Annotated in this window: 31 protein-coding genes; 13 read left to right on the forward strand and 18 right to left on the reverse strand. The window is 72.6% G+C overall.

Annotation, left to right across the window (positions count from 1 at the left end):
* Window positions 1–166 precede the first annotated feature (166 nt).
* Window positions 167–1,315, forward strand: a complete 1,149-nt coding sequence (locus MXD60_RS14375; RefSeq protein ID WP_248819622.1) for an MGDG synthase family glycosyltransferase — start codon at window positions 167–169, stop codon at window positions 1,313–1,315.
* A 198-nt stretch (window positions 1,316–1,513) separates the two neighbouring features.
* Complete coding sequence (locus tag MXD60_RS14380; protein ID WP_248819564.1) at window positions 1,514–2,611, forward strand: DMT family transporter; 1,098 nt, start codon at window positions 1,514–1,516, stop codon at window positions 2,609–2,611.
* 280 nt (window positions 2,612–2,891) lie between these two features.
* Here MXD60_RS14380 and MXD60_RS14385 read toward each other — a convergent pair whose 3' ends face one another.
* Window positions 2,892–3,677 carry an NUDIX hydrolase gene (locus tag MXD60_RS14385; RefSeq protein WP_248819565.1) on the reverse strand — a complete coding sequence of 262 codons (786 nt, stop codon included), beginning with the start codon at window positions 3,675–3,677 and terminating at the stop codon, window positions 2,892–2,894.
* A gap of 79 nt (window positions 3,678–3,756) precedes the next feature.
* Between MXD60_RS14385 and MXD60_RS14390 the strand changes: the two genes are divergently transcribed.
* Together MXD60_RS14390 and MXD60_RS14395 are read left to right on the forward strand one after the other, a co-directional pair.
* A complete protein-coding gene (locus tag MXD60_RS14390; protein WP_248819566.1) occupies window positions 3,757–4,803 on the forward strand; it encodes an SPFH domain-containing protein in 1,047 nt (348 codons plus the stop codon).
* A complete protein-coding gene (locus MXD60_RS14395) occupies window positions 4,800–5,786 on the forward strand; it encodes a hypothetical protein (RefSeq protein ID WP_248819567.1) in 987 nt (328 codons plus the stop codon). The genes MXD60_RS14390 and MXD60_RS14395 overlap by 4 nt, the downstream gene beginning before the upstream one ends.
* A gap of 176 nt (window positions 5,787–5,962) precedes the next feature.
* On the opposite strand, the gene MXD60_RS14400 is transcribed toward MXD60_RS14395, so the two are convergent.
* The 5 genes from MXD60_RS14400 to MXD60_RS14420 form a co-directional block, all read right to left on the reverse strand.
* Window positions 5,963–6,121 (reverse strand): hypothetical protein, encoded by a 159-nt coding sequence (locus MXD60_RS14400; protein ID WP_248819568.1) that lies wholly within the window; start codon window positions 6,119–6,121, stop codon window positions 5,963–5,965.
* An 851-nt stretch (window positions 6,122–6,972) separates the two neighbouring features.
* Window positions 6,973–7,215 carry a DUF397 domain-containing protein gene (locus tag MXD60_RS14405; RefSeq protein WP_248819569.1) on the reverse strand — a complete coding sequence of 81 codons (243 nt, stop codon included), beginning with the start codon at window positions 7,213–7,215 and terminating at the stop codon, window positions 6,973–6,975.
* Entirely contained in the window at window positions 7,212–8,072 is an 861-nt protein-coding gene (locus MXD60_RS14410; RefSeq protein WP_248819570.1) for a helix-turn-helix domain-containing protein, read from the reverse strand. The genes MXD60_RS14405 and MXD60_RS14410 overlap by 4 nt, the downstream gene beginning before the upstream one ends.
* A gap of 846 nt (window positions 8,073–8,918) precedes the next feature.
* Window positions 8,919–10,070 carry an SPFH domain-containing protein gene (locus tag MXD60_RS14415; RefSeq protein WP_248819571.1) on the reverse strand — a complete coding sequence of 384 codons (1,152 nt, stop codon included), beginning with the start codon at window positions 10,068–10,070 and terminating at the stop codon, window positions 8,919–8,921.
* Window positions 10,071–10,085: 15 nt separating this feature from the next.
* Entirely contained in the window at window positions 10,086–10,325 is a 240-nt protein-coding gene (locus MXD60_RS14420) for an NfeD C-terminal domain-containing protein (RefSeq protein WP_248819572.1), read from the reverse strand.
* 203 nt (window positions 10,326–10,528) lie between these two features.
* Here MXD60_RS14420 and MXD60_RS14425 point away from each other — a divergent pair, with 203 nt between their 5' ends.
* Window positions 10,529–11,053, forward strand: coding sequence for a cupin domain-containing protein (locus MXD60_RS14425; protein ID WP_248819573.1), 525 nt, complete (start codon window positions 10,529–10,531; stop codon window positions 11,051–11,053).
* Between the two features lie 298 nt (window positions 11,054–11,351).
* Entirely contained in the window at window positions 11,352–12,221 is an 870-nt protein-coding gene (locus MXD60_RS14430; protein ID WP_248819574.1) for a putative protein N(5)-glutamine methyltransferase, read from the forward strand.
* Window positions 12,222–12,271: 50 nt separating this feature from the next.
* Here MXD60_RS14430 and MXD60_RS14435 read toward each other — a convergent pair whose 3' ends face one another.
* From MXD60_RS14435 to MXD60_RS14445, 3 genes are all read right to left on the reverse strand, one after another.
* Window positions 12,272–13,495: an FAD-dependent monooxygenase gene (locus MXD60_RS14435; RefSeq protein WP_248819575.1), complete on the reverse strand. Its 1,224-nt coding sequence runs from the start codon at window positions 13,493–13,495 to the stop codon at window positions 12,272–12,274.
* A gap of 123 nt (window positions 13,496–13,618) precedes the next feature.
* The gene (locus MXD60_RS14440; protein ID WP_248819576.1) at window positions 13,619–14,629 is read right to left on the reverse strand and encodes a tyrosinase family protein; all 1,011 of its coding nucleotides are present in this window, start codon (window positions 14,627–14,629) and stop codon (window positions 13,619–13,621) included.
* 1 nt (window position 14,630) lies between these two features.
* Window positions 14,631–15,065, reverse strand: coding sequence for a hypothetical protein (locus MXD60_RS14445; protein ID WP_248819577.1), 435 nt, complete (start codon window positions 15,063–15,065; stop codon window positions 14,631–14,633).
* 214 nt (window positions 15,066–15,279) lie between these two features.
* Between MXD60_RS14445 and MXD60_RS14450 the strand changes: the two genes are divergently transcribed.
* Window positions 15,280–15,663, forward strand: coding sequence for a DUF427 domain-containing protein (locus tag MXD60_RS14450; protein WP_248819578.1), 384 nt, complete (start codon window positions 15,280–15,282; stop codon window positions 15,661–15,663).
* A gap of 33 nt (window positions 15,664–15,696) precedes the next feature.
* On the opposite strand, the gene pip is transcribed toward MXD60_RS14450, so the two are convergent.
* From pip to MXD60_RS14465, 3 genes are all read right to left on the reverse strand, one after another.
* Entirely contained in the window at window positions 15,697–16,656 is a 960-nt protein-coding gene (gene pip / locus MXD60_RS14455) for a prolyl aminopeptidase (protein WP_308222479.1), read from the reverse strand.
* A gap of 49 nt (window positions 16,657–16,705) precedes the next feature.
* Window positions 16,706–17,464, reverse strand: a complete 759-nt coding sequence (locus tag MXD60_RS14460) for an SDR family NAD(P)-dependent oxidoreductase (RefSeq protein ID WP_248819579.1) — start codon at window positions 17,462–17,464, stop codon at window positions 16,706–16,708.
* A gap of 77 nt (window positions 17,465–17,541) precedes the next feature.
* Window positions 17,542–18,138 (reverse strand): TetR/AcrR family transcriptional regulator, encoded by a 597-nt coding sequence (locus MXD60_RS14465; RefSeq protein ID WP_248819580.1) that lies wholly within the window; start codon window positions 18,136–18,138, stop codon window positions 17,542–17,544.
* A gap of 25 nt (window positions 18,139–18,163) precedes the next feature.
* Here MXD60_RS14465 and MXD60_RS14470 point away from each other — a divergent pair, with 25 nt between their 5' ends.
* The gene (locus tag MXD60_RS14470; protein WP_248819581.1) at window positions 18,164–19,120 is read left to right on the forward strand and encodes an NADP-dependent oxidoreductase; all 957 of its coding nucleotides are present in this window, start codon (window positions 18,164–18,166) and stop codon (window positions 19,118–19,120) included.
* 49 nt (window positions 19,121–19,169) lie between these two features.
* On the opposite strand, the gene MXD60_RS14475 is transcribed toward MXD60_RS14470, so the two are convergent.
* On the reverse strand, window positions 19,170–19,595 hold the full coding sequence (locus MXD60_RS14475) for a PPOX class F420-dependent oxidoreductase (protein ID WP_248819582.1): 426 nt from the start codon (window positions 19,593–19,595) through the stop codon (window positions 19,170–19,172).
* A 22-nt stretch (window positions 19,596–19,617) separates the two neighbouring features.
* A complete protein-coding gene (locus MXD60_RS14480) occupies window positions 19,618–20,373 on the reverse strand; it encodes an NADP-dependent oxidoreductase (protein ID WP_248819583.1) in 756 nt (251 codons plus the stop codon).
* Between the two features lie 202 nt (window positions 20,374–20,575).
* Here MXD60_RS14480 and MXD60_RS14485 point away from each other — a divergent pair, with 202 nt between their 5' ends.
* Window positions 20,576–21,571 (forward strand): GlxA family transcriptional regulator, encoded by a 996-nt coding sequence (locus tag MXD60_RS14485; RefSeq protein ID WP_248819584.1) that lies wholly within the window; start codon window positions 20,576–20,578, stop codon window positions 21,569–21,571.
* On the opposite strand, the gene MXD60_RS28800 is transcribed toward MXD60_RS14485, so the two are convergent.
* Window positions 21,547–21,681: a hypothetical protein gene (locus MXD60_RS28800; protein WP_283098363.1), complete on the reverse strand. Its 135-nt coding sequence runs from the start codon at window positions 21,679–21,681 to the stop codon at window positions 21,547–21,549. The genes MXD60_RS14485 and MXD60_RS28800 overlap by 25 nt on opposite strands.
* Window positions 21,682–21,715: 34 nt before the next feature.
* Window positions 21,716–22,363, reverse strand: coding sequence for a dihydrofolate reductase family protein (locus MXD60_RS14490; protein ID WP_248819585.1), 648 nt, complete (start codon window positions 22,361–22,363; stop codon window positions 21,716–21,718).
* Between the two features lie 321 nt (window positions 22,364–22,684).
* Here MXD60_RS14490 and MXD60_RS14495 point away from each other — a divergent pair, with 321 nt between their 5' ends.
* On the forward strand, window positions 22,685–23,125 hold the full coding sequence (locus tag MXD60_RS14495; protein ID WP_248819586.1) for a hypothetical protein: 441 nt from the start codon (window positions 22,685–22,687) through the stop codon (window positions 23,123–23,125).
* On the forward strand, window positions 23,122–24,345 hold the full coding sequence (locus MXD60_RS14500; protein WP_248819587.1) for a radical SAM/SPASM domain-containing protein: 1,224 nt from the start codon (window positions 23,122–23,124) through the stop codon (window positions 24,343–24,345). The genes MXD60_RS14495 and MXD60_RS14500 overlap by 4 nt, the downstream gene beginning before the upstream one ends.
* Before the next feature lie 26 nt (window positions 24,346–24,371).
* On the opposite strand, the gene MXD60_RS14505 is transcribed toward MXD60_RS14500, so the two are convergent.
* Window positions 24,372–24,818 carry a hypothetical protein gene (locus MXD60_RS14505; protein ID WP_248819588.1) on the reverse strand — a complete coding sequence of 149 codons (447 nt, stop codon included), beginning with the start codon at window positions 24,816–24,818 and terminating at the stop codon, window positions 24,372–24,374.
* Window positions 24,819–25,135: 317 nt separating this feature from the next.
* Between MXD60_RS14505 and MXD60_RS14510 the strand changes: the two genes are divergently transcribed.
* Both MXD60_RS14510 and MXD60_RS14515 read left to right on the forward strand, forming a co-directional pair.
* On the forward strand, window positions 25,136–25,534 hold the full coding sequence (locus MXD60_RS14510) for a VOC family protein (RefSeq protein ID WP_248819589.1): 399 nt from the start codon (window positions 25,136–25,138) through the stop codon (window positions 25,532–25,534).
* A gap of 47 nt (window positions 25,535–25,581) precedes the next feature.
* Entirely contained in the window at window positions 25,582–25,881 is a 300-nt protein-coding gene (locus MXD60_RS14515; protein WP_248819590.1) for a YciI family protein, read from the forward strand.
* Here the strand turns inward: MXD60_RS14515 and MXD60_RS14520 are convergent, their stop codons facing one another.
* Complete coding sequence (locus MXD60_RS14520) at window positions 25,882–26,301, reverse strand: nuclear transport factor 2 family protein (RefSeq protein WP_248819591.1); 420 nt, start codon at window positions 26,299–26,301, stop codon at window positions 25,882–25,884.
* Window positions 26,302–26,351: the final 50 nt, after the last annotated feature.

Here is a 26,351-nt window from a genome sequence, read left to right on the forward strand (position 1 = left end):
CCCCGGGGGGGGGCGGCCGGCCGGGGGGGCCCAGCCCCCCCGGGGGGGGGGCCCCCCCTGGGCCGGCCCCCCCGCGGGGGGGGGGGGCGCCGTCAGCACCGGGAACGTCAGCACCGGGAACGTCAGCACCGGGAACGTCAGCACCGGGAACACCGGCGGCGCGGAGATCGGCGGCGGCGTCGCCGACGTGGGGCCGGCGGCGCGGACGCCCGCCCGGCGCAGGTCCGCGCTGCTGCTGTCCGGCTCGCTCGGCATGGGCCACGATGTGATGGCCGAGGCCTGCGCCACGTCGCTCACGCAGCGCGGTTTCGCCGCCCGCACCGGCGACAGCCTGCGCATGCTCGGCGGTCGCAACGGCGCCCGCGGGGAGAAGGTCTTCCGCGGCATGCTCGCGGTGCCTGGCCTCTACGACGCGGTGCACTTCTCCCAGATGCGCACCGGCGGTCCGCTGGCCCGGCTGATCGAGCGGACGTCGAGCCGCTACGTCGTCCCGGCGCTGCGCGAGGAACTCGCCACCCAGCCGACCGACCTGGTCATCTCGATCTTCGCGACCGGGGCGGCGGCGACCAGCCGGGTCAAGCCCGAGTTCCCCGGCCTGGTCACCGCGGTCTTCTCCACCGACTGCTGCGTGCACCGGCTGTGGGTGCACGACAACACCGACCTGTACCTGGTCACCTCCCAGACCGCCGCCCGCTACGTGCGGCGGTTCGCGCCGAACGCGCTGGTGTCCGTGGTGCCCACGCCGGTGCGCGAGCCGTTCTACGACCCGCCGACGCAGGAGGAGGCGCGCGCGTCGCTGGGCATCCCCGCCGACGCTCCGTGTGTCCTGCTGATGTCCGGCTCCTGGGGGCTCGGGCCACTGGTCGAGAGCGCGGCGACGCTGGCGGGCGCCGGCATCTACGTACTCGCCGTCGCCGGCCGCAACGAGCAGCTCGCGGCGAAGCTGACCGCCCTGTCCGAGCGGCAGCACAAGGTCGTCCCGTTCGGCTTCACCGACCGCATCCCGGCGTTGATGGCCGCCAGCGACCTGGTCGTCACCTCCTCCGGTGACACCTGCAGCGAGGCCCGGGTGATCGGCCGGGACCTGCTGCTCCTCGACGTGGTGCCCGGACACGGCCGGGACAACCTGCAGAAGGAGCTCGAGCGCGGGCACGCCGAGGTCACGAACACCGACCCCGCGTCGCTGACCCGCTCCGCCCTGGCCTGCCTCGACCGGGTCAAGCCGCCGTCGAGCCGGGTGGCGGTCGGCCCGCAGGCCTGGGAGCAGGCCTTCGGTGCCGCGCTGGCGCAGATCGGGTTCGGCGCCCACTGGTGAGCCACTGCCTCACCCGGCCGGTATCCGCCCGGTCCGGGATGCTTCCCGCCCATGCTGGTGTTGACTCGGACGTGCGAGGACGAACCGCTCCGGGACGATCCGTCACCGAAACCGAACAACGCAGGGACAGGTCGACGCTGGCATGAACGAGACGACGGGGGCGCGCGTGGCGACCTGGCCGCGCGGGCCGGCGCGCGCATGAGCAAGGCGCTGCTGGTCGGCCTGCCCACCGCGGTGGTGTCGGCAGGCCTGTACGGGATCGCACCGCTGGTGCAGGCGCGGGCGGCCCGCCAGGAGGAGCAGAGCTCGGGCCTCGGCCTCGGGCTGCTGGCGCATCTGGTCCTGCGCCCGCTCTGGCTGCTCGGCCTCGGCGTGGAGGCCGCGTCGTTCCTGCTGGAGGTGTACGCGCTGTCGGTCGCCCCGGTCGCGCTGGTCGCCCCGGTGATGGCGCTTGACATGATCGTCTTTACCTTGCTGGCGCAGCGGGTGCTCGGCGAGCGGATCAGTCGGACCGGCTGGCTGGGCGTCGCCTCGATGGTCACCGGCGTCGGACTGCTCGCCCTCGCCTTCGCCCGCCGTGCGAAGGTCGGCACGTCGGCGAGTACCGACGTGCTGCTCGCGTTCCTCGTGCTCGGCCTGGTGTTCGCGTTGTTCTGCGCGTTCCTGGCGAACCTCGCCGCGAGTCGGGGGACGGTCCTCGGGGCCGCGGTCGGGTTCGGTGCGGCTGCCGGCGTCTGCTACGCGATCGCGACGCTTGCGACCCGGCAGATCGGTCTGGCGGTCGACGAGCGGCGCAACGGCCACTCCACCCTCCTGGACCTGCTGACGACACCGACACCCTACGTCCTGGTGCTTTTTTCGGTGCTGGCCCTCGGCCTGCAGCAGCGGGGCCTGCAGGGCCGGGCGGCGGTGATCGCCTTTCCGGTGACCAGCGGGGTGTCCGCGTTCCTGCCGGTGACGCTGGGCCTGACGCTGTTCGACGAGCCGGCGCCGGACGGTCCCCAGCGGGTGGCGTTCATCGTCGCGATGGTGATGGTCGCCGCGGGCATCGCTGCCCTAGGCCGGGACCGGGGGGCCGCCAACCGCTCCGTCGACGAACTCGAGGGCGCCACCGCGCAGCATCGCTCCCAGTCGGGCACGGAGTCCCAGCCAGCCACCGATTCCCAGCCGGGGTTGGATTCGGCGGGAAGGCCGCAGGCGGCGGGGGAGCCGACCGGGACTGACAGCGTCGGGGATGTCGTGGCTCGGGTGGACGCGTCGCAGTGGGCCACGCACACCTTGGACCGCAAGCGCTGAGAGCCGAGCCCTGCGGGCCGGAGCGCGCCGCGCCGGGTGGGACACGATCTGTGTCTCCTTTGTAGGGGCACATCGGGAGCACGGCCCAACAGGACAGACATGAAGGCCGGCAGGGAAGCGAAGGTCGGTCTCAACTCGGACGATCCGGTGCGAGCGGCTACTTCCGATTACGGAGACGGCGGATCCCAAACTGATAGTGATGTGCCGTGTGCTTTAGGTGAGATAGTTGACGAGGCCGGCCGCCCGGGTTCACCCCCCGATCGCCCGGGCGCCCGGCCGCCTAACCTCTCCCCTCGCCCGTCGGCGGCCGACCCGGCCGCAGCATCGCCGGATGCAGGACCCCGGCGTCGCCCCGACGGTAGAGCTCGGCGGGGCGCCCCCCGTCCCGGGTCGTGAAGCGTCCGGTCGGAACGAGGAAGCCCGCCGTCCTGGTGACCTTGCGGTGGAAGTTGCGCGGGTCGAGCCCGCCGCCCCAGACCAGTTCGTAGATCCGCCGTAGCTCGGCGACGGTGAACTCGGGTTCGCAGAACGCGGTCGCGACCGCGCTGTACTCGATCTTCGAGCGGGCCCGTTCCAGGCCGTCCGCGAGGATCGCCGCGTGGTCGAAGGCGAGGCCCGGCGGGTCGCCGGCGGCGGCCACCGGCGCCCAGCGGCTGGCCGCCGCGTCCGTCCCGGCGACCGGCGAGTGCGACTGGGGAACCAGAGCCAGGAAGGCCACCGTGACGACGCGTCCGCGGGGGTCGCGGCCGGGGGTGCCGTAGGTCGCGAGCTGTTCGAGATGCGTCGGGGGCTGGCGCACGCCGGTCTCCTCGGCGAGTTCCCGCACGGCCGCGTCGGCGAGGTCCTCGCCGGGGCGGACGAATCCGCCTGGCAGCGCCCAGCGGTTGCGGTACGGCGCGATCCCGCGGCGCACGAGCAGCACGTGCAGATCGTCGTGGCGGACCGTCAGCAGCACGAGGTCGACGCTGACCGCGACCCGGACGACATCGGTCGGCAGTGCGTCGGGAGTGTCCTCGCCCGGTGGTTCGGCGGGATCCCGGCAGTCGGTCGAGTGCGGCGATGGCATGCGTCGCACCGTATCTCGTCACCTTGACGAGAAGTGGGAGGCCGAGTTATCGTCATCTCGACGATAATGGGAGGAAGTCATGGCGGACATCAGCCGCAAGCCGTTCCTGTGCCACCTGCGGGGCCGGCCCACGGCCTACATCCGGCACCAGCGGGGCACCGAGGTCGCTCACGAGGGCGTCGGCCTGGTCTTCTGGTACCGGCCGCGGACCGCGGTCATCAGCGAGGTGCCCGTCGACGACCGCGAGCTCGCGGTGCTCTTCCACGCCCGGACGTCGGACTTCCAGGACGTCGTCGTCCAGGCCACCGTCACCTACCGGATCGCGGACCCACCGCTGGCGGCGGCGCGGCTCGACTTCGGTATCGACCCGGAGCTCGGCACCTGGCGGGAGAAGCCGCTCGACCAGCTCGCCGGCATGATCACCGAGACGGCTCAGCAGTACGCGTCGGACCTGCTCGCCCGTACCCCGCTGACCACCGCGCTCGCCGAGGGCGTGCCGGTCATCCGGCAGCGGGTGACCGACGGCCTGCGCTCGGACGCGCGCCTCGGCCAGACGGGCATCGCCGTGGTCGGGGTGCGGGTCGCCGGCGTGCGTCCGGCGCCCGACGTGGAGAAGGCGTTGTGCACGCCGACCCGTGAGCAGATCCAGACCGAGGCCGACCGGGCGACCTACGGCCGGCGCGCGCTCGCTGTCGAGCAGGAGCGGCGCATCGCCGAGAACGAGCTGCAAAGCAAGATCGAACTTGCTGCCCGCGCGGAGCGCCTGGTCACCCAGGAAGGCGCCAACGAGCAGCGCCGGATGACCGAGCAGGCCGCCGCCGCGCGCATCACTGCCGAGGCCGAGGCACAGCGGGCGCAGACGGCCGCCCGGGCGCAGGCCGAGCGGGTCCGGGTGGAGGCGGCGGCGCGGGCCGAGGCCGTCCGGCTCGTCGGCCAGGCCGAGGCCGACGCGGAGGCCGCCCGGGTCGCCGCCGTCACCGGCCTGGACACCTCGGCGATGGTCGCCCTCGCCGTGCGGGACCTCGCCGGCCACCTGCCGGCGATCGGTGCCCTCACCATCACCCCGGACATGATCACCGAGACGCTCGCCCGGCTCGTCCACGGCGCCGCGGACGGCCCGCGGTGAGCCTCGCTCCGCGTGCGGTGCTCGTGCACCGGCGCACCGAGTACGCCGAGCTCCTCGCCCGGCACGGCACCCGCGGCCAGGCCGAGTTCTTCCTGCGTACCCGCGGGCGGGAGCTGGCCCAGGTGCAGGCCGCCCACGACGGCGCCGAGGCGGCCCGGCTCGCGGTCGCCGCGGCGATCCCGCCGCACTGGCGGCGCGGCGAGGTGGAGCGGTCGGACCTGGACCGGTTCCTGTTCGCGCCGGATGACGTGGTGCTCTGCGTCGGGCAGGACGGCCTCGTGGCGAACGTGGCGAAGTACCTCGACGGGCAGCCCGTTCTCGGGATCAACGCCGATCAGGCCCGCAATCCCGGCGTGCTCGTCCGGCATCAGCCCGGCGAGACGGGGGTGCTGCTGCGCGCGCTGGAGACGTCCACCGAGGTGACGGCGTCGGTCACGGCCGGCAGGGGCGCCGCCGGGAGGGTTCCCGAGCCGCCGGCGGCTCGGGAACTGGCAGGAGCCCGGGAGCTCACGATGGTCGAGGCGGCGTCCGACGACGGGCAGCGGCTGGTGGCCCTCAACGAGGTTTTCATCGGCGACGCCGGGCACCAGACCGCCCGCTACGTCCTGCGCGTCCCGTCGGCCGCCGCCGGCGGCGCCGGGCCCGCGGTCGAGCGGCAGGCGTCGTCCGGCCTGCTGGTGGGCACCGGTACCGGCGCGACGGGCTGGTGCCGGTCGGTCTGGGCGCAGCGGCGCAGCGAAGTCGCGCTGCCCGCGCCGACCGCCGGCGCGCTGGCCTGGTTCGTCCGCGAGGCATGGCCCTCGCCCGCCACGGGCACTCTGTGCACGGAGGGCCTGCTGGCCGGAGAGCAGCGGATCGAGATCGCGATCGAAGCGGACCGCATGGTCGTCTTCGGCGATGGCATCGAGACGGACGCGATCGAGCTCTCCTGGGGGCAGCGGCTCACCGTCGGCGTGGCCGACCGGCGCCTGCACCTGGTGTGAGGCCGCTGGCCGCGACGCCGGACCGGCTGTCGCGGCCGTGGTCGGCTGCAGTCAGCTGCGGCGGCGAGCCCGGCGCAGGGGGCGACCGCCGGCCTGACGTCCCGGGCGGCGCACGGCGCCACCGGCGGACGGCCCGGCTGGAGGGCGGCGCCGCCCCCCGGGCCGTGGGCGGTTGATCATGCGACGAAGCGCTCGATGGCCTTGCGGATCCGTAGATTCGCCTGGGCAAAACTGATCTTCCCGTCCACGTACGCCGACAGCGCGGCGCGCCGGACGCGCTCCACACGCTGATCTTCGTTCGGGGTGTTGAGCAGGTTGGTCGTGGTGATGGCCACGGCTCTCACCTCCCGGTAGCAGGAGAACAGGACGGGTACAGCGCGGATGACCGTTACGGGTGGACCGATACCCGGGACGCCGCAGGCCGCCGTCGTCGCCAGACCCAGCGGATCGAGCGGCGGGGCCCGGCTGCGGGAGATCCGCGGCGGGGGCCCGGCACACCGTCATCCGGCGCGGGCGGCGAGGGCGGCTAGGGACAGTCGACCCGGGCGGCCGCGATGCGGCCGGCCCGGTGCTCGCCTGCCGGCACCCGGCGCCAGGCCGGGACGTGGGCGCGGGAGGTGCACCCGAGCGGGTGGCCACGACCGGACACCCGTCCCGGCGGGGCCGAGCGGGCCGGGACCTGGCGGCGCCGTGCACGGGTAGTCGCACCGTCAGAAGCGATCACAACGACTGCCCTCCTCCGCGGTGGCGCGGGCAGTCACTGCCCGCGCTGATCCGTCCAGTGGGTGAAGCCTGTCCAGTGCGTGAAGCCCAAACAGTGCGTGAAGCCCGTCCAGTAGGTGAAGGTGGCCTGCGCGCGCTCGCGCGGCCGGGCGGAACCCGGGATGACCGGAGCGCCAGCCCACCGAGACGGCGAGCCGGCACGAACGTCGTATCCCGAGGAAGCCGCGACCACAACGGCACTAACGCCGGAACAACGAGGACCGACTGAACATCTACAAGAGTGCGTGACCGGAAGGCGTTGCGCAAGAGCCAATCGGCAGGGGACCGGCTGGCCTTGGCCGCGCGGTTCCGGGACCGTTGGCCCGGTCGCCAGCGGAACTGCTGCCATGATCGGATCGTCCCCTCGGCGACCGGCCGCGGCGCGGGGACGCGGCCGGGCCGGCAGGACGAGCGCCGCCGTCGGTCAGTGCACGCGGACCCGCTCCCGGTCGAACTCGCCGTCCCGCGCCCCGGCCAGGAAGGCGTCCCACTCGTCCGCGGTGAAGGCGAGGACGGGTCCGGTCGGGTTCTTCGAGTCACGTACCGCGATGCCAGCGCCCAGCGGGGCGACCTCCACGCACATGCCGCCGGCCCCGTTGCTGTAGCTGCTCCGACGCCAGGCCAGCTCGGCGGGATCGCGCGGATCGGGCTTCGCAAATCTGGTCATTTTAATTCCTTCGCCACTGAAAGTATCATCTGAACGGACTCTTCTGGTCGCAGTGCGGCGGCCAGAAGATGGTCCATCTTCAACTTATAGCGGCGGACTTCTGCGACACGCTCTATATAGAGGCTGCCGGCTGCTTCTTCTATATAGACCACTTCGTGGTCTTCGGAGTCCGGGAAGCCGAGTATCGAGAAGGCGCTGCCGAGTCCGGCATGAGCGCCCACGCTGAACGGAATCACCTGAATGGTCACGTTCGGGAGTTCGGACCGCTTGGCGATGAGTTCGAGCTGGTCGCGCATGACCGCCCGGCCACCGATCTCACGGCGCAGCACGGCCTCGTCGAGGATCGCCCACAACCGGGGATGATCGGGCGCGGTGAGGCGCCGTTGGCGATCCATGCGCAGGGCGATCTTGCGCTCCACCTCGTCCTCGCTGACCTCCGGGTCGTCGGCGCGGATGACGTGGCGCGCGTAGTCGCTGGTCTGCAGCAGCCCGTGGACGAGCTGCGACTCGTAGACCTGGATCGACGCGGCGTCGCCCTCCAGGCCGATGTAGATCTCGAACCAGGTCGGGACGACGTCGTGGTACGAGTGCCACCAGCCGTGCCGGCGCGACTCGCGGGCGAGGGCCATCAGCGCGTCACGTTGCTCACCTTCGGTGACTCCGTAGAGATCGAGCAGGTCGGACACGTCGCGGGTACGCACCGGCACCCGGCCGTTCTCCATCCGGCTGACCTTGGAGACCGAGCATCGCAGCAGCTGGCAGACGTTCTCCACCGAGACCCCGGCGGTCTCGCGCAGTCGCCGGAGTTCGGCGCCCAACCGCCGCCGCCGCACAGTCGGACCGCCGCTCGTCGCCATCGTTCGTCCTTCGGTTGGTTCGGAGTGATGGATGCATCCTGCCACTGGATCGCCACTCCTTATCCACACTGCGACGCTCTGGGTAGCGAGACTCTTACAGAAGCTGTTGCAGGCGAGGTGGTCGGGGGCAATGGAGCGCGTCAAGGTCTACCTTGAGTGGCGAACCGATGTCTATGAGTGAGAGTTTGGGGTGCGGGCTGTCTACGAGGAGTAGCCGATGGCGAAGATGCGGAGTCTCCGGCGAAGGTCGGACATCCGGCATGTACCGGCGCCTACCACTCGCCCCGGCCCCCCGTCCCGCGTGCCCGGACGAGCAACCACCGGCAGTCGTCCAGCCGGCGCCTCCCTCTCAACCGGCGGGCGACGCGGACACCGGTCCGCCGGCCTCGGGCGGCCGGATTCTGATCCCCGCCCGGGGCCGGCCTCCGCGACGACGCGACCCGCGACAGTCGCCTCCCTGGGCGTCCCGCGCCGGGGCGAGACCCGCGCGGGGCCGCCCGGCCCGGCGCGGCACGGTCGCCGGACCGGCTGATCCCGAAACTGCCGAAAGGCATGACAACAATGACTGAAAGGCGTGACAATGACGACTCGCCGATATCAGGTCTATGACGGCGACGGCGAACTGGTCGGCACTTTCCTGGAATGGGAGGACGCGCACTCCTGGGCGCATCTTCGCGCCCTGGAACCAGCGACCCGCCCACCCGTGCAGATCGAGGACCGCGCCGATCGGAGAACCTGGACGATAGAAGGGGTCCGCTGCCGTCTGACGGTGTGGCGTCGTCGGGTCGAATACGGATACTGCGGCCGCGTGGAGGCCCAACCGGTCGCCGCTGCCCGCCGGCCGGCTCACAGCTCCCGGCCGGACTCCGGAATCCTCACCGGCGCCCGGTCGTCGCCCCGGCCGTCCTGAATCGGCGTCGGCGGCTGGTGCACCCCGGCGCGCAGCGCCTCGAAGATGGCGACGCCCTGGCCGACGAGGCCGGTGGCGATCTCCCCGATACCGTCCGCGCCGTTGAGTACCGTGACGTTCGCGCCGGCCAGCCCGGACGCCGCCTGCCGGACGATCTCCGGCAGCTGGTCGATGAGCAGCCGGTCGAGCGCGACCCGGTTGTGGGACGCGGCCGCCTCCGCCTGGATGCGCATCTTCTCCGCCTCGGCCAGCGCCAGAATGCGGATCTGCTCCGCCTCGGCCTCCGCCGGCCTGACCACCTCGGTGATCAGTTGCTGCTGACGCAGCTCGGCTTCCCGCTCGGCCAGTTCCGTGCGGGCGGTGATCACCGCGTGCTGCGCCTGCGCCTCCGCCAGCGGTCCGGCCTGTCCGGCCTCCGCCTGTGCGCGTTCGATCTCGGCCCGGTACTGCGCCCGCACGACGGCGGTCTCGCGGGCGTACTCGGCCTGGGCCCGCTGCGAGCTCTGCTCGGCCTCGGCAGCGGCCTGGTTCGCCGCGGCCTGGGCGATCTGCGCCTGCTGCTGGATCGCCGCGTTGTGGGGCGCGGCGATCGCCGCGATGTAGCCGAGCTTGCCGTCGTCGATCGACTGGATCTGCAGCGCGTCGATGGTCAGCCCGATCCGGGCCATCTCCTCCTTCGACCCGTCGAGCACCTCGGTCGCCAGCTTCTGCCGATCCCGGATGATTTGTTCGACGGTCATCGACCCGATGATCGAGCGCAGGTGGCCGGAGAAGATGCGCCCGGTGAGCACCGCCATCTGACCCTGGTCCGACAGGAAGCGCTGGCCCGCGTTGACGATGCTCGCAGGGTCGTTACCGACCTTGAACGCGATGACGGCCCGCACGTGCAGAGCGATGCCCTGGTAGGTCACGCAGGTCTCCTCGACCTCGGCCTCCCGCATCGCCAGGGTCAGGAACCGGGCCCGGCGGAAGAACGGCAGGATGAAGGCGCCATGACCGGTGACGACCCGGAAGGGCTGCCCGCTGCGGCTCTTGCTGCCCGAGATCAGCATGGCCTCGTCGGGAGCGGGAACTCGGTAACCAAACACGCCGCATACCTTTCGTCAGAAATCGCCGCCGAAGATGGCGGCCGGGTCCAGCCACGGCACGACCTCGACCGTCCGAGGTTCACGTGAGCCGATGACCAGGACGGACGTGCCCCGCGGCAGTGGCGTGTCGGACCGGGCCAGGAACGTCTCGATCCCGCCGCGGATCCGCACGGCCACCTCGCCCGGCCCGCATTCGCCCCGGGTGGCGACCACGAGGTTTCCGACCAGGCCGACGACGGATGGATCGCCCACCATGAGCACCTCCTGTCCCGTGGCGCGGGCGTGGCGGGCCGGGGCGGAGCGTTTTCCGTCAGGCGAGATGAGGGTACAAGTCGGCGTGTATCTGGAACAGCGGGTCGGAGCTGTCCGATTTCGGACCGCCGTACGCCCTGGCCGCTTCGGCGAGGCGTTTCGGCCGGTACTTGTTTCCGGTGCCGGCGGTGGCTGATCCTGGGCGGATGACAGCGCGCTTTCGGCCGGACGAGAACCCGTCCGACCACGTGGCCACCGTCCAGGTCACCGAGACCCGTGTTCCCGACCCGCAGCTCCCTGTCGACGGGGAGCAGGACTTCGCCACCTGGCCGGCGTCGCCCGCACCGATCGATCTGGCCGCCGCGCTCAACCGGTTCGAGGAGCTGTGGAGCCCCCGGATAGCCGCCCGGGTGAACGACTACGACGTCCGCCTGGCGAAGGTCCGCGGCGAGCACGTCTGGCACAGCCACGCCGACACCGACGAGTTCTTCCTGGTCCTCGCCGGCGCGCTGCACATCGCGCTGCGCGACGGCCCCGCCGGCCGGGAACGGGTCGTCGTGCTCGACCAGGGGCAGATCTTCGTCGTGCCGCGCGGCGTCGAGCACCGTCCCGCGTCGCCCGCGGGCGCGTCGATCCTGCTGTTCGAGCCGAGCGGGACGCTGACCGTCGGCGACCGGCACGATGCGGTACCCGATCATGTGGATGTCACGACGGGACATCCACTGCGCTGACCGGGTAAGGGCTGACCGGGTAAGGGCTGACCGGGTAAGGGAGGACGGCCGCTGGTACGGTGTGCGCGACCGGACACGATCCGAACCGAGGAGGTGGGACCGATTTCCGCGGTATCAGAGTGGGCGTCGCCCACCCGCAGCCGGCTGGGGTCTGCCTCGGCCTGGTGAGCGGGAAGGCGCCCTTCGGTGTCCCGAAAGGCAACCCTCCGTGTCGTCATCAGGCTTCGTGCCGTCCTCAGGCGCCGTGCCGCCTACCGGCGCCGTGCCAACATCCGTCGTCTCCCCGTCATCTGCCTCGGTGCCCCCCATCATCTCCGTGCCGCCGGCCGGTTCGGCCGAGTCCCCGTTCGCCCGCGTCGTGGGCCGGCTGCGCTCGGCGGGCTGCGTCTTCGCGGAGGACGAGGCCCGGCTGCTGCTCGACGCCGCGCACACTCCCGCCGAGCTCGCCGCGATGGTCGAACAGCGGGCGGCCGGGCAGCCTCTTGAACACATCCTCGGCTGGGCCGAGTTCCACGGGCTGCGGATCGCGGTCGACGTCGGGGTGTTCGTGCCCCGGCGACGCACCGAGCTCCTGGTCCGGCTGGCGCTGGACCATCTTCGGGTCGGCGCCGGGGCGGTGGTGGTCGACCTGTGCTGCGGCTCGGGGGCGGTGGCGGCCGCGGTGCTCGCCGCCGGGCCGGCGGCCGGCGCGCCGGCCGCCGAGGTGCATGCTGCCGACGTCGAACCGCGAGCGGTGCGCTGCGCCCGGCGCAACCTCGCCGGGGTCGGCGGGGTCGGCGGGCAGGTGTACGAGGGCGACCTGTACGCGGCACTCCCGGCGCGGCTGCGCGGACGGGTCGACGTCCTGATCGCGAACGCCCCGTACGTGCCGACCGGCGCGATCGACCTCATGCCGCCGGAGGCCCGCGACCACGAGCCCAGGCTGGCCCTCGACGGCGGCCCGGACGGGCTGGCGGTGCTTCGCCGGGTGGTGGCCGGGGCGCCCGACTGGCTCGCGCCGGGCGGCTGCCTCCTGCTGGAGACCAGCCGGCGGCAGGCCGCGCTCCTGCTCGACGCGCTCGCCCGGGCCGGCCTCACCGGCCGGCTCACCGCTTCCGACGAGCTGGATGCCAGCGTGCTCGTCGCTGCGGCGCCCAGCGACCGCGGTGGCCGACGCGAGCCGGCGTGACCCGGGCTGACCCGGGCTGACTCGAGCTGGGGCGGCGGTGCCGAGCAGGGTCAGCCCGGGGTGGTCGCCCCGGCGGACCGGGTCGCGCGGGGCGGCAGGGGCACGGGGATCGGGAGGTTGCCGGCGGTGAGCCGGCTGCCGAGCCAGCCGGCGGCCACCGCCGCCGGCCACAGCCGGCTGGCGGCGTTGCGGGCCCGGATCCCCGCCCAGGTCGCCGGGATGAGCAGGTGGGAGGCCTGTTCGGCGCCGCGCTGGCGGGGTTCGGCGAGCCGGCGGTGGCGGGCCTCGTAGCGGCGCAGCGCCGCGCGGTGGTCCGTCGGCGTCGCGGCCAGTTCCTCGGCCAGGGCGAACGCGCCCGCCATCGCCAGCGACGAGCCGTCGCCGAACAGGGACACGCAGGACGCGGCGTCGCCGAGCAGGGTGATCCGGCCCGTCGACCAGGTCGGCATGCTGACCCGGCTGACCGCGTCGAAGTAGAGGTCCTCGGCGGCGTACGCCCGCGCGAGCAGCTCCGGCGTCCGCCATGAACCCCGGCCGAACGCGGCGGCGAGCAGCAGCCGGTGCTGCTCGATGTCGCGGTGGTCGAAGTCCGCGAGCCGTGGGCGGCGGAAGGCGAAGAACGCGCTCGGCCCGTCGGCCGACGGCTGCAGCGCGACCGCCCGCCCCGGCGTGTTGTGCATGACCACCTCGCCGGGGCGGTTGGTCGGCCCGTCGAACGGCACCGTCGCGGCGTAGAGGCCGAGGTGACGCAGGTAGGTCTGTTCCGGTCCGAAGGCGATGCGGCGAACCGCCGAGTGCAGGCCGTCGGCGCCGACGACCAGGTTGAACCGGCGGGGCCGGCCGTGCTCGAAGGTCACGTCGACGCCGTGCTCGTCCTGGGCGAGTGCGGAGATCGAGTCGCCGAAGACGAACTCGGCGTGGTCCGCGCTCGCCGCCTGCAGAATCGAGGCGAGCGCGGCGCGGGACAGCTCCACATCGCGACCGCCGGTCGACCGGGCCAGCGCCCGCAGGTTGATCCGGGCGACGCTGCGGCCACCGCCGTCGACGAACCGCATCTCGGCGACGTTCGTGCCGGCGGCCCGCAGCCGCGCCAGCACTCCCATCCGCTCGGCCACCTGAAGAGCCTGACCCCGCACGTCCACCGGACTGCCGGTGGTTCGTTGCCACAGGCCACGCTCGACCACGGTCGGCCGGAACCCGTGCCACGCCAACCAGTACGCGAGCGTCATCCCGGCGATGCCGGCGCCCGAGACCAGCACCGTCCGGTTGCCCATGCGTCCTCCGCGGTTCGCTCCGGGTCGGGAAAATCAGCCTACGGCCCGATATGACAGCCGACAAAAGCCCGACCCCGCGGTGTGACGAACGTCAGCGGACCGACAAAGTTCGGCGCATCTGTGTCAGGGCAACACGTCGTAGCTGTTGACGGCGGTGGAGTCGAGCACCCCGCGGGGCGTATCCGGTTTGTCCGCGGGAGCGAACGGAGAGACCAGCGGGTCGTCGATCCGGTGGCCGAGCAGGCTGTCCGGCGCGGTCATGTCCGGCGCGTAGCGGCGGCCGTTGCGCCGCATCCAGCCCTCCCAGATCCGGTCGACGTTGCAGTGGTGGACGAAGAAGACCGGGTCGTTCGGGGACGATGCCGGCGCCATGTCCCCGCCGACCCACAGGTGCACCTGGTTGTGCAGGCCGGGCCCGACGAAACCCTCCAGCCGGTTGCGCAGACCGTGGGACGACACGTCGAACGGGTCCCGGTCGTAGTCGGTGACGCTGGGGTCGGCCTTCGGGTCGAAGCAGGACGCCACATCGGCGGTGCGCGGCAGCCGCGGCGAGCCGAACGGCGCGCTCTGGCCGAAGCGCCGGACGAGGCCGCGCTCGGTGACCTGACGCAGCGCGCCGCTGGAGTTCGCCGCGATCCGCACGCGGAAACTCGTCGGATCGGCGGCCCTGAACGCGAACGCCCCGCCGCGCACGGGAGCGCCCTGGCCGCCGAACCCGTCCGGGGTGTTGCGCCACAGCGGCGAGGCCGCCGGGTTCGCGACGCCACCGGGCCCGGCCGGCGAACCGTCCGCCGCCCAGTTCCAGTACGGCAGGCCGAAGGCCGGATCGTCGAGGACGCGTTGCAGGTGCGCCTCCAGCCAGCGCAGCAGCACCCGGTGCCAGGGCAGGAACACCGGCCCGCGGTGCGCGGCGTTGCGCACCCCCGCGTCGCCGCCCGGCGGCACGGCGGTGTTCATCGCGAGGACGTGCCAGATGACGAACAGGTCGTAGGTGTACACCGGCCTGCTCGGTCCGGGGATGCCGAAACTGCCCGTGGTCAGCGAGCTCGGCTCGTGCTTGAGCAGCCGGACGCCGTGGATGTAGGCGGCCCGGGCCGCATCGTCGCGCAGGATGTCACGGCGGACGACGGCCATCTCAACGTCCCCCGTCGGGCTCGGAGTGGTCGTGGGCGGTGTGGTCGTGGGCGGTGTGGTCGTGATGGGCGTGGTCGTGGGTGTCGTGGTCGGTGTCGGGGCCGGCCTCGTCGTCGTGGCCGGTGGTCGGCGGGGGGAACTCGTCGGGGAAGGTGTGGACGAGTACCCGGACCAGGTCGACCAGTGAGGGAAGCTGGTAGGCGGGCAGGCCGTGGCAGTGCGCCGAGCCGTCGTTGGACAGGCCGATGTGCACGTCCAGCGGGCGGCCGTCGACGGTGATCTCGTAGCTGGTGGCGATGACGATGCGATGGCCGTCGACGTCGGCCTCGCGGACGCTGCGGGCCGGGCCCGGGTGACCGTGTTCGGGCCGTGGCAGGCCCGCGAGGTAGGTGGCGAGGAACGCCGGCTGGGCGGCGTCAGAGGTGTCCGGTGCCATCGAGATCCCCCATGGTTCGTCGACGTCGGGCAGGTCGATACTCCGGGCGGATCATCTACGTAAAGTGATCGCTGCGCAGCTAGATGTCGTCTACACGTCGCTGTGGGTGCTGTCCTGGATGCCCGGTCGCGGCGGCGGGCTTGACCGGCTTCGCCAGGTGGACAACCGTTGACGGCGACCCGCGCACCGGACGCGGGCGGGCAGGAGGCGCGCGATGTCCCGACAGGTGCTCGAACCGGGCGTTGACCATCCGATCACGATCGAACCGACCCGCGGCCACGTCGTCGTCCGGATCGCCGGGCACGTCGTCGCCGACAGCCAGGATGCCCTGACGCTGCGGGAGGCGAGCTACCCGCCGGTGTACTACCTGCCCGTCACCGACGTCGACTCGGGCGTGCTGCGCCCGAGCGCGACGTCGACGTACTGCCCGTACAAGGGCGAGGCGAGCTACCACAGCGTCGAGGCGCCGGACGGAACGCGCCTTGACGACGTCATCTGGTTCTACGAGCAGCCGTACCCGGCGGTCGCCGACATCGCCGGCCACGTCGCCTTTTACGCCAACCGCGCCGAGATCACCGTCACCGACGCCGGGGCCTGACAACCCACCGGCTGACGGAGCCGGGGCGCTGCGTCAGCGGAGCGGTTCCGCGTGCCGGTCGAGAGTCATACGCAGGTGGCGGCCGAGAGTGGCGCTGCCGGTGTGACCGGAGTCGTGCACTCCGATGAGTTCGGCGCCGGGCCATGCCCGGGCCAGCTCCCAGGCCACCTGGTACGGGCTGCCCAGGTCACCGCGGCCATGGATCAACGTGCCCGGGATGCCGGCGAGCCGGTGCGCCTCGTGCAGGAGGATGCCTTCCTCGAGCCAGGCGCCATGGGTGAAGTAGTGCGAGCAGATCCGGCTCAGCGCGAGCCGTGCCCGCGCCGGCCGGTCACCGTACGCACCAGGCCGACCGGCGGACTCGAGCGAGATCACCGCGTCCTCCCACGCGCACCACGCGTCGGCGGCTCTGGTGCGCACGTCTGGGTCCGGGTCGTTGAGCAGGCGCGCGTAGCCGACGACGAGATCACCGTCCTGATCGGCCAGTGGCAGCGCGTCGCGAAACCGTGCCCACTCCGCCGGGAAGTAGCGCGCGACGCCCCGGTACAACCAGTCGATGTCGGCGCGGCGGGTCATGGTGACCCCGGCCAGCACGATCCCGGTCACCCTGGCCGGATGGCGCTGCGCGTAGGCGAGGGCGAGCGTCGAGCCCCAGGAAGCGCCGTAGAGCAGCCACGCGTTGACGCCGAGGTGCCGGCGCAGCAGCTCCAGGTCCGCCAACAGGTGCCTGGTGGTGTTGTGGGTGAGCACGGTGTTGTGGTCGCCGGCATGCGGGGTGCTATGACCACAGCCGCGCTGGTCGACGAGGATGACGCGGTAGCGAGCCGGATCGAACCAGCGCCGGGCCCCCGGCGAGCAGCCCGACCCGGGGCCGCCGTGTACGACGAGCGCCGGGCGGCCGGTGGGACTGCCGCAGGTCTCCCAGTAGACGAGGTTGCCGTCGCCGACATCGAGCAGGCCCGAGTCGTACGGCTCGACCGGCGGATACTGAATGACAACACACTCCCAATAAAATCCGTGGCCAGATGGGTCGGGGCCCGGGTCAGAGGTTCTGGCCGCCGGAGAGTTCGATGCGGGTGCCGTTGGCCCAGCCGAGGCCGTCGGCGAGGATCAGCGGCACGGCGGCGCCGATGTCGTCGGGCTCGCCGGCGCGACCCAGCGCGATCGCGGCGGCGACGGCCCGGTTGGCCTGCTCGTTGTCGCGGACGGCTCCGCCGCCGAAGTCGGTGGCGATCGCCCCGGGCACCAGCGTGTTCACCCTGATTCCGCGGGCACCGAGCTCCTTGGCCTGATAGCGGGTCAGCACCTCGACCGCGCCCTTCGCCGAGGCGTAGGCGGCGAACCCTGGGTTGGTGAAACGGGCGAGCCCGGAGGAGACGTTCAGGATCCGTCCGCCGTCGGCGAGCAGCGGCAGCAGCGTCTGCGTCAGGAAGAACGGTGCCTTGACGTGGACACGGATCAGCTCGTCGAACTGCTCCTCGGTCGTGTCGGCGAACGGCGCGTGCACGCCGATGCCGGCGTTGTTGACGAGGTAGTCGAGACGTTCGGCGTCGAACTCGGCGAGCACGGCGCGCACCTGCGCCGCGAAGGCGGGGAAGCCCGCGCTGTCGCCGACGTCGAGCTGGCGGGCCGCCGCCGGCACACCCAGCTCCGTGAGTTCCTTGACCAGGCTGTCGGCCTCGTCGGCGTTGCTCCGGTAGGTGCCGATGACCCCGACGCCGGCCTGGGCGAGGTGGATGGCCATGCTACGGCCAAGACCTCGGCTCGCGCCGGTGATCAGAGCGATGCGGGTGTCGGGCATGCGTTCCTCCGTGAGTGGTCGGGCGGTCCCCGGCGGACCGGACCCGGCGATGCTCTACCCAGCAGCAGACCGTTGGCTCACGGGCGGCGCGGCGCCTCGGGTCGCAGGCCGTCGAGGACGACGTTGAGGAGCTGGTCGCGGCGCTCGGCGAGGGGGCCGCGTTCGGTCACGGCCGCGACGGCGGTCGCCAGCGCGAAGACGTCGATTCCCGCGACATCCTTCCGGATGCGGCCGTCGGCCTGGGCGCTCGCCAGCAGGCGGCCGCCTGCTGCGTGCAGCGCCGTGCAGGAGGCGGACAACGCCGACTCGGGGTCGTGCAGCCTCGCCACCAGCGAGCCGGACAGGCCCTGGTACACACCGGCGCCGGCGGCGAGTTCCCGCAGCCACGCGCCCAGTGCCGCCGCCGGCGGGAGGTCGGCGGCGAGCTCGTCGGCGCGTTCGGCTAGCCGGTCGAAACCCTGCCGCAGCAGGGCTTCCAGCAGCGCGTCGCGGGTCGGGAAGTGGCGGTAGAGCGTGCCGAGGCCGACGCCGGCCCGGCGGGCGACGTCGCGCAGGGACGCCTGCACGCCCTGCTCGGTCAGCACGACCCGCGCGGTGGCGAGGATGTGGTCGTGGTTGCGGCGGGCGTCGGCTGTGGGACCTCGGAGCGCTGCTCCGCACGCTATCCGCCCCACCGCAGCCCCGTGAGGACACCAGACCATGCAGGCCATCCGTGTTCACCGCACCGGTCCACCCAGTGAGCTCAGGCTGGAGGAGGTCGAGCGCCCCGAGCCGGGGCCCGGCGAGGTCCTCATCCGGGTGAGCGCCGCCGGCATCAACCCGCCGGACCTCTACGCGCGGACCGGCATGGGCAACATTCCCGCGGAGCTGCGCCCGCCGATCCCGCTGCCGTTCGTTCCGGGTACGGACGTGTCCGGGTTCGTGGCCGGTCTCGGCCCGGGCGTCACCGAGTGGGCCGCGGGAGACGAGGTCCTCGGCCTGCTCCGCTTCCCGTCCGGGATCGGCACCGCCGCGACCTACGCCGAGTACGTGATCGCGCCCGTCGGTGATCTCGCCCGCAAGCCCGCCGCGATCGACCACCTCCACGCCGCCGCGATCCCGATGGCCGGGCTCACTGCCTGGCAGTACCTGACCGAGATCGCACCCGTCGAGGCCGGCAGCACGGTGCTGGTCAACGGCGCCGCCGGCGGTGTCGGGCACTTCCTCGTCCAGCTCGCCCGCCGGGCCGGCGCCCGGGTCATCGCGGTCGCCTCCACCCGGCACGAGGCGTTTCTGCGCGACCTCGGCGCCGACGAGTACATCGACTACACGACGACCAGGGTGGCCGACGCCGCGAAGGACGTCGACCACCTGTTCGACACCGTCGGTGGGCCGGACGGCCATCTCCTCGCCCCGGCGGTCCGGGACGGTGGCGTGATCAGCCCGGTGTTCTTCGGCGACTACCACGACGACGAGCTCGCCCGCCGCGAGGTGCGGGTCATCGGCGGCCAGGTGCGCTCGCACGGCGGTCACCTGGGCGAGCTGGCCGAACTGGTCGGCGCGGGCGCCCTGCGGGTCGCCGTGGACGAGGCCTTTCCGCTGGCCGAGGCATGGAAGGCGCACGAGCGGGCCGAACGCGGCCACATCCAGGGCAAGCTCGTCCTGCGCGTCGGCTGAGAACCGGGCGGAGTCGCGCTCGTGCGCCGGGTGTCGCCGGAGCGGGTGGTCAGTGCTTCGACGGTGCCCAGGGGCCGACGCCGGTGATGCGCTCGATCCGGTAGCGGATGGTGAACCCGGGGCCTTTCGGCGCGGGAAACTCGGCGTCCGGGGCGATGTAGACCTTGGCCAGGCGGTTGAGCAGGTCCCAGGTGTCGTCGCCGGGCTCGACGGTCGCCCGGGTGTGCAGCACCGCGTACGGGTTGAGGAAGACGCCGGGCTTGCGCGGGGCGTCGAAGGACAGCACGGCCCGCGGGTCCCGCTCGACGTTGCGGACCTTCGCGTACCGGGACATGTGCCCGCTGACCAGATCGTCGCCGTCCAGCCCGATCCAGATCACGCTGACCTGCGGGCTACCGTCGGCGTTGATCGTGCTCAGATGGGCCAGCGGGCCGGCTTCGACGAGCTCGGTGAGTTCACGGGGCAGGCCGGACATGAGGATGTCCCTCCACGGATGGTCAGACAGTAAGAACGATCTTGCCGGTGGCCCGGCCGGTGTCCCCCAGATCATGGCCCTTCGCCGCCTGCTCCAGCGGGAAGGTGGACTCGATGACCGGGCGGAGCCGCCCGCCGCGGGCCAGGTCCGCGACGGCGAGCATGCCGGTCTGGTCGGCCTCGACGAGCATCATCCGGTGGCGGACGCCGAGGGCGGCGGCCTGCTCGGGCAGCGCGACGGTGTTGATACCGACCAGCGACACGACCAGCCCGCTGGCGCGCAGCGTGCGCAGCGACCGGGCGGCGTACTCGCCGCCGACGGTGTCGAGGACGACGTCGATGTCGCCGGTCTCCCGATCGAAGTCCTGCGTGCGGTAGTCGATGAGCTCGTCGGCGCCGAGCTGGCGGAGCAGGTCGTGCTTCGGCGCGCTGGCGGTGCCGATGACGTGCGCCCCCAGCGACCGGGCGATCTGGACGGCGAAGTGCCCGACCCCGCCCGCCGCCGCGTGGACGAGCACCCGCTGGCCGGGCCGGACCCGGGCGGTGTCGACGAGGGCCTGGTAGGCCGTCAGCGCGGCCAGTGGGATCGCGCCGGCCTGGACATGGTCGAGCTCCGCCGGCTTGCGCACGAGCGCCCGCGCCGGCGCGAGGACGTACTCGGCGCAGGCGCCGTGGCCGTGCGGGTAGGGCAGCATGCCGAAGACCTCGTCGCCGACCTCGTGCAGCGTCACGCCGTAGCCGACGGCCTCCACCACGCCGGACACGTCCCAGCCGAGCACCCGCGGCAGCCGCTCGCCGAGGAAACCCGGGATGGCCCGGTGCTTCCAGTCGGTCGGTCGATCTCCACCATCCTGAGCACGTCGGAACCGCCCAGCTGGTCCTGGCTGACCGCGCGCATCGTGGTTGTCATGGCGTCAAGCCTGCCGTCACGGTCGGCATCCGGACAGTGGCCCGAGGGCCGATGTGCGCAAGAATCGGGCCATGCGTCGCATCGCCGTGCTCGCCGTGGACGGAGTGGTCCCGTTCGAACTCGGCATTCCCGCGAAGCTCTTCGGTGCCGCGACCGACCTGGCCGGCCAGCCGCTGTACGAGGTCGTCGCCTGCTCGGTGGACGGCGCGCCGGTGACGACGGCCGCCGACTTCAGCGTCGCCGTCGGCCAGGACGCGGCGGCGCTCGCGACGGCCGACACGGTCATCGTGCCGCCCGCCGTGGACATGCCGAAGATCACCAGCCGCGACCTGCTGCCGCCCGGCCTCGCGGACGCGATCGACCGGATCCCGCCGGGCGCCCGGATCGTCTCGCTCTGCCTGGGCTCCTATGTCCTGGCCAGTGCCGGCCTGCTCGACGGGCTGGCCGCCACGACGCACTGGCACGAGGCCGCGGACTTCCAGCGTGCGTTCCCCGCGGTCGAGCTGCGCCCGGATGTGCTGTTCGTCGACACCGGCCGGATTCTCACCTCCGCGGGCGCCGCCGCCGCGGTCGACCTCTGCCTGCACCTGATCCGCCTCGACCACGGCAGCGGCGTCGCCAACCGGGTCGCCCGGGCCTGCGTGGTGCCGCCCTGGCGGGACGGCGGGCAGGCCCAGTACGTCGAGCGTCCCGTGCCGACGCCGTCCGACGCCGGGACGGCGCCGGCCCGCGAGTGGGCGCTCGGACGGCTGGACCAGCCCCTGCGGCTGGACGAGCTCGCCGCCCACGCCGGCATGAGCCGGCGGACGTTCACCCGCCGCTTCCGCGCCGAGGTCGGCCTGAGCCCCGGTGAGTGGCTCACCCGCGAGCGCGTCGACCTCGCCCGTCACCTGCTGGAACACACCGACCTGCCGGTCGAGCGCATCGCCGGGCGCTGCGGTTTCGGCACCGCTGCCGCGCTGCGTCAGCAGCTGCGCGACGCCGTCGCCGTGTCCCCGAGCAGCTACCGGCGCACCTTCCGCGGCGGGCTCCCGCACTCGGGTCAGGGGGCCGGCGCGGCGAAGTAGTGGCCCTCAGCAAGGTCCTCGTGGTGGTCGAGCGAGCTGTGCACGGTCGGTGGGAGCCGGACGACGGCGGAGCCGATGTGGCCGGATGCCCCGGTGACGAACACGCGCATGGAAGGATCGCCGGACCGGCCGACCGGAGTGCGGCTACGGCCGGCTGAAGGTCACGTGCGTGACGCCCCGCGGGGTCGTCACCGGCTCGACCGTGAAGCGCTTCTCCAGGCCCTCCAGATCGTCCCAGAGCCGCACCCCACGGCCGAGGATGATCGGCACGACGACGACGTGCAGGTGGTCGATCAGGTCCGCGACGAGGAACTCGCGAACGGTCGTCGGGCCGCCGCCGATGCGCACGTCCAGCCCGCCGGCGGCCTCCCGGGCCTGGCGCAGTGCCTCGGCCGGCGTGGCGTCGAGGAAGTGGAAGGTCGTCCCGCCCGCCATCTCCAGCGACGGGCGGGGATGGTGGGTGAGCACGAACACCGGGGTGTGAAATGGCGGGTCGTCACCCCACCAGCCCTGCCATTCCTCGTGGTCCTCCCACGGACCGCGGTGCGGACTGAACTTGTTGCGGCCCATGATCTCGGCGCCGATGCCCGGCTCCCAGGCGCTGGCCAATGCCTCGTCCACCCCGGCCCCGCCACCAGCCTCGCCGTGCATGGACCGGAACGTCCTCGTCTGGAAGAACCATTCGTGGAGCCGCGTTTCGGCGTGCCCGAAGGGCTGCTCGAGGCTCTGCCCCTCCCCGGTGGCGAACCCGTCCAGGGAAAGGGAGAAGTTGTGGACCCGCACCCGCGACACGCCACTGACCTCCGGGTTTCCGTGATCCGCGGACGGTCCCGCGGGCCGCGGCCGAGTCTAGGTGACCGGCCGCACGCGTTCGTCGGCGGCGCGACGGGCCGAGACCGAGAGACGAACACCCGGGACGGCGGTCCGCTCTGGTAGCCCGCCGACGGCGGTCGACGGGCCCCCAGGCCGCAAAGTTCACGTTCATTTTGTTCAGCTGCATCCGAATTCTCGTACTATCCGTGCTGAGCGGCCAGGAAATGTCGCCTGAGGCGTTTCCCAAAAAGAATCGTCTGGTGCGGCGGCAGCAACGTGCGGGCGTGAGAGGCGGCGGCGGTGCGGGACGACGAGCGATCCACCGAGGGGTTGCCGCGCGGGCCGGCCCGGGACGAGCAGATGCGTCCCGAACGGGCCGAGGCCATCGCGAAGCGACTGGAGCGGGAGGAAGCCGAAGCGGCCGGCACCGCGCCGTCGCGGGACCTGCCACCAACCGTCTCCACCGGCCCCGCCTGGGCCGACCACAACGACGACCCGCCACCGGCGCCGGCGTACGGCGCGCCGCCGCCCTGGGTGACCGGCCCCGTCCCGCCTGACCGGGACGGGGCCGCCCCAGCTCCCTGGGCGAACCTGCCCGCGCCGCCGGCGCCTGTCTACGGCGCACCGCCACCACCGCCGCGCCGCCCCGAGCTGGCCCCGCCGCCGCACCGGCCCGATCCGACCCCGCCGGCGCGGCGCAGCGGCCTGCGGGGTTGGCTGCGCGGGCTGCTGCGGCGGTGACGGGCGCGCGCCGGACATACGTGGTCTGGGAACTGACGCTCGCCTGCAACCTGGCGTGCGGGCACTGCGGCTCGCGCGCCGGCGAACGCCGCCCGGCCGAGCTGACCACGGCCGAGGCGCTGGACCTGGTCGCCCAGCTGCACCGGGCCGGCGTCGACGAGGTGACGCTCATCGGCGGCGAGGCGTTCCTGCGCCGGGACTGGCTGACGATCGCCGCCGAGATCACCCGCCTCGGCATGACCTGCACCATGACGACCGGCGGCTACCGGATGAGCGCGGCGGCGGCCCGTGGCCTGCGCGCCGCCGGCGTCGAGCGGTGCTCGGTGTCGGTGGACGGGACGGCCGCGACGCACGACCGCCTGCGCGGCCGCGCCGGCTCCTGGCGCTCCTGCTTCACCACGATGGAACGCCTGCGCGCGGCCGGCGTGACCGTCACCTGCAACACCCAGCTCAACCGGCTGACCGCGCCGGAGCTGCCGGCGCTCTACCTGGACCTGCGCGCCGCCGGCATCGCCGCCTGGCAGTGGCAGCTCACGGTCCCGATGGGTAACGCCGCCGACCACGCCGAGATCCTGCTGCAGCCCGTCGAGCTGCTCGACGTGTTCCCGATGCTCGCCCGGGTCGCGCGCCGCGCCGCGGCGGACGGCGTCCGCGTCCACGCCGGGAACAACCTCGGGTACTACGGCCCGTACGAGCGGCTGCTCCGCTCGCCGGAGGGGGCCGCGTTCTGGTCGGGCTGCCAGGCCGGGCTGTCCACCCTCGGCATCGAGTCCGACGGCACGATCAAGGGCTGCCCGTCGCTGCCCACCCGCGACTACGCGGCGGGTGACATCCGCGAGCACTCGCTCGCCGACCTGCTCCGGGACGCCCCCGAACTGGCCCTCAACACCGCCGCGGGCACGGCGGCGGCGACGGACACGCTGTGGGGGTTCTGCCGGACCTGCGACTACGCCGACGTGTGCCGCGGCGGCTGCACCTGGACGGCGCACACCGTCTTCGGCCGGTCCGGCAACAACCCCTACTGCCACCACCGGGCGCTCGCGCACCAGCGGTCCGGCCGGCGCGAGCGGCTCGTGCAGGTCGCCGCAGCCCCCGGCGAGCCGTTCGACCACGGCCGCTTCGATCTCATCCTGGAGGACCTCGCCGACCCCTGGCCGGCGACCGTGCGCCCGCGGCTCACCGCCGCGGCCATGCACTGGCCGCCGACCTGGGTTGACTGAGCGGGGAACGGTCGGAGCGGGGACGGTCAGAGCGCCGGCAGGGTGACCGAGCCGTCGATGACCTCGTGCGTGCCGAGGTCGACCGCGTGCGCGCTCATGACCTGGTCGATGCCCTGGTCGGGCGACTTGCCCATGGCCCGCAGGCCGGTGGCGGTCGCCGGCACGTCCTGGTCGAAGAACACCGTGCCGTTGTCCGCGAGGGTGACGTGCCAGACGTGCGTGGCCGGCGTCGTGATCTCGAACTCCTCGCCCGCGACGGGGCCGGGGCCGTCGTCGTCGTGCTGCGACTTCAACGTCCACGGGCTGCCGAGCGAGCCGACACCGACGGCCTTGACCGCCGGGCCGCCCGGCCGGCCGCCGCCACCACCGTCGCCGCCGCCGTGGCTGGCGAACGCGGCCGGTGCCGACAGCAGGCTCACGCCCAGCGCCAGCGTCGCGGTGAGAACGGTGATCGAGGATGCCTTCAGTTTCACGGCCATCTCCTTTTCTGGACCTTTTCCCGGTGCCGCGGAAAGGCGTCCGGGTGGACACCAGGAGATAGCCGAGGGGGTTACAGCCGGCCATGGCGGCGAGGTGTAACCCAGGGCCCTATTACTCGGAATGCCCGCTAGTCGAGAATTTCCGTTCTGCAACATCCTTCGGCTGTCCGGTGGCCCGGAAAGCCTGCTCGGTGCCGGCGGTGCGGCCGCGATCGAGGGAGATCGATGTTAGGGTTGAGTTATGGCACAGCGTGTCTGCTGCCAGCCCGATGTGGCAGGCAGGTGCCGACGAGAGAGCCGATGGAGGGCGCATGGCTGTCGAGCTGAACCACACGATTGTCGCCGCCCGGGACCGCCGCGAGTCCGCCGAGTTCCTGGCGCACGTCCTGGGCCTCGAGGTCGGCACCCCGTGGGGTCCTTTCCTGCCCGTCGTCGTCAGTAACGGCGTCACCCTGGACTTCGCCGACGGCTGGCCGGGGGAGATCGCCTCGCAGCATTATGCCTTCCTGATCTCGGAAGAGGAGTTCGACGCCGCCTTCGCGCGGATCGAGGCGGCCGGGATCACGTACTGGGCCGATCCGCACGGCCAGCAGAAGAACGAGATCAACCATCACTGGGGTGGCCGCGGTCTGTACTTCAAGGATCCGGCCGGGCACGGTATGGAAATCATCACCCGCCCGTACGGCAGTCAGCCGCCGACGGATTCCTGACGTCAACGGGCAGCGGGCCGCCGCCCTGATCGGCTAGGGTCACGCCTATGGCGAGCCTGTTTGTCCTGGACCTCACCTACACCGCGGACGTGGCCGAGATCGACCGGCACATGGACGCTCATCGCGCGTTCCTCTGCGGCCACTACGACGCCGGTCGGTTCCTGGCGTCGGGCCGCAAGGAGCCCCGGACCGGTGGCGTCATCCTCGCGACCGGCGACCGGGCGGAGATCGAGAAGGCCATCGAGGCCGACCCGTTCCAGGTCCACGGGCTAGTCACCTACACCGTCACCGAGTTCCTGCCCACCTCGACCGGTCCGGAGCTGGCGGCGCTGCGCCACGAGCTCTGATCAGGACGGCGCCGACGCGTCCACCCGGGCCGCGGCCAACGCGAGGGGATTGAAGTAGTCCCGCCAGGAGATGATCCGGCCGGCGCGGACCCGGAAGACGGCGATGACGTTCTGCAGGTAGGGCGCGCCGGTCGTCGTGACGGTGCCGTGCCCCTCGTATTCGACGATGACGACCTCGGGGTCGACGGTCTCGTGCATGACGACGTCGACGAACTCGTTCCACCGAATCGGCGCCTTGGCGGCCGACGCGAGATAAGCGCGGATCTCCGCGTGCCCGCGTAGCCGGGCCGGCACGCCGGCCGGTCGATAGGGCCATTCGATGTATCCGTCGGACGCCATGAGCGCCAGCAGAGTTTCGGCGTCGAGGTCCCGCCCTGCCCGCAGGATCTGCTCGACGACCTCGCGTGCGGGTGCGGCCACAGCGTCCTCTTTCGTTGAACGATCGTTGATTGAACGAATGTAGAACGAAA

Source organism: Frankia sp. AgB32, assembly GCF_023243045.1.
Lineage (GTDB): Bacteria > Actinomycetota > Actinomycetes > Frankiales > Frankiaceae > Frankia.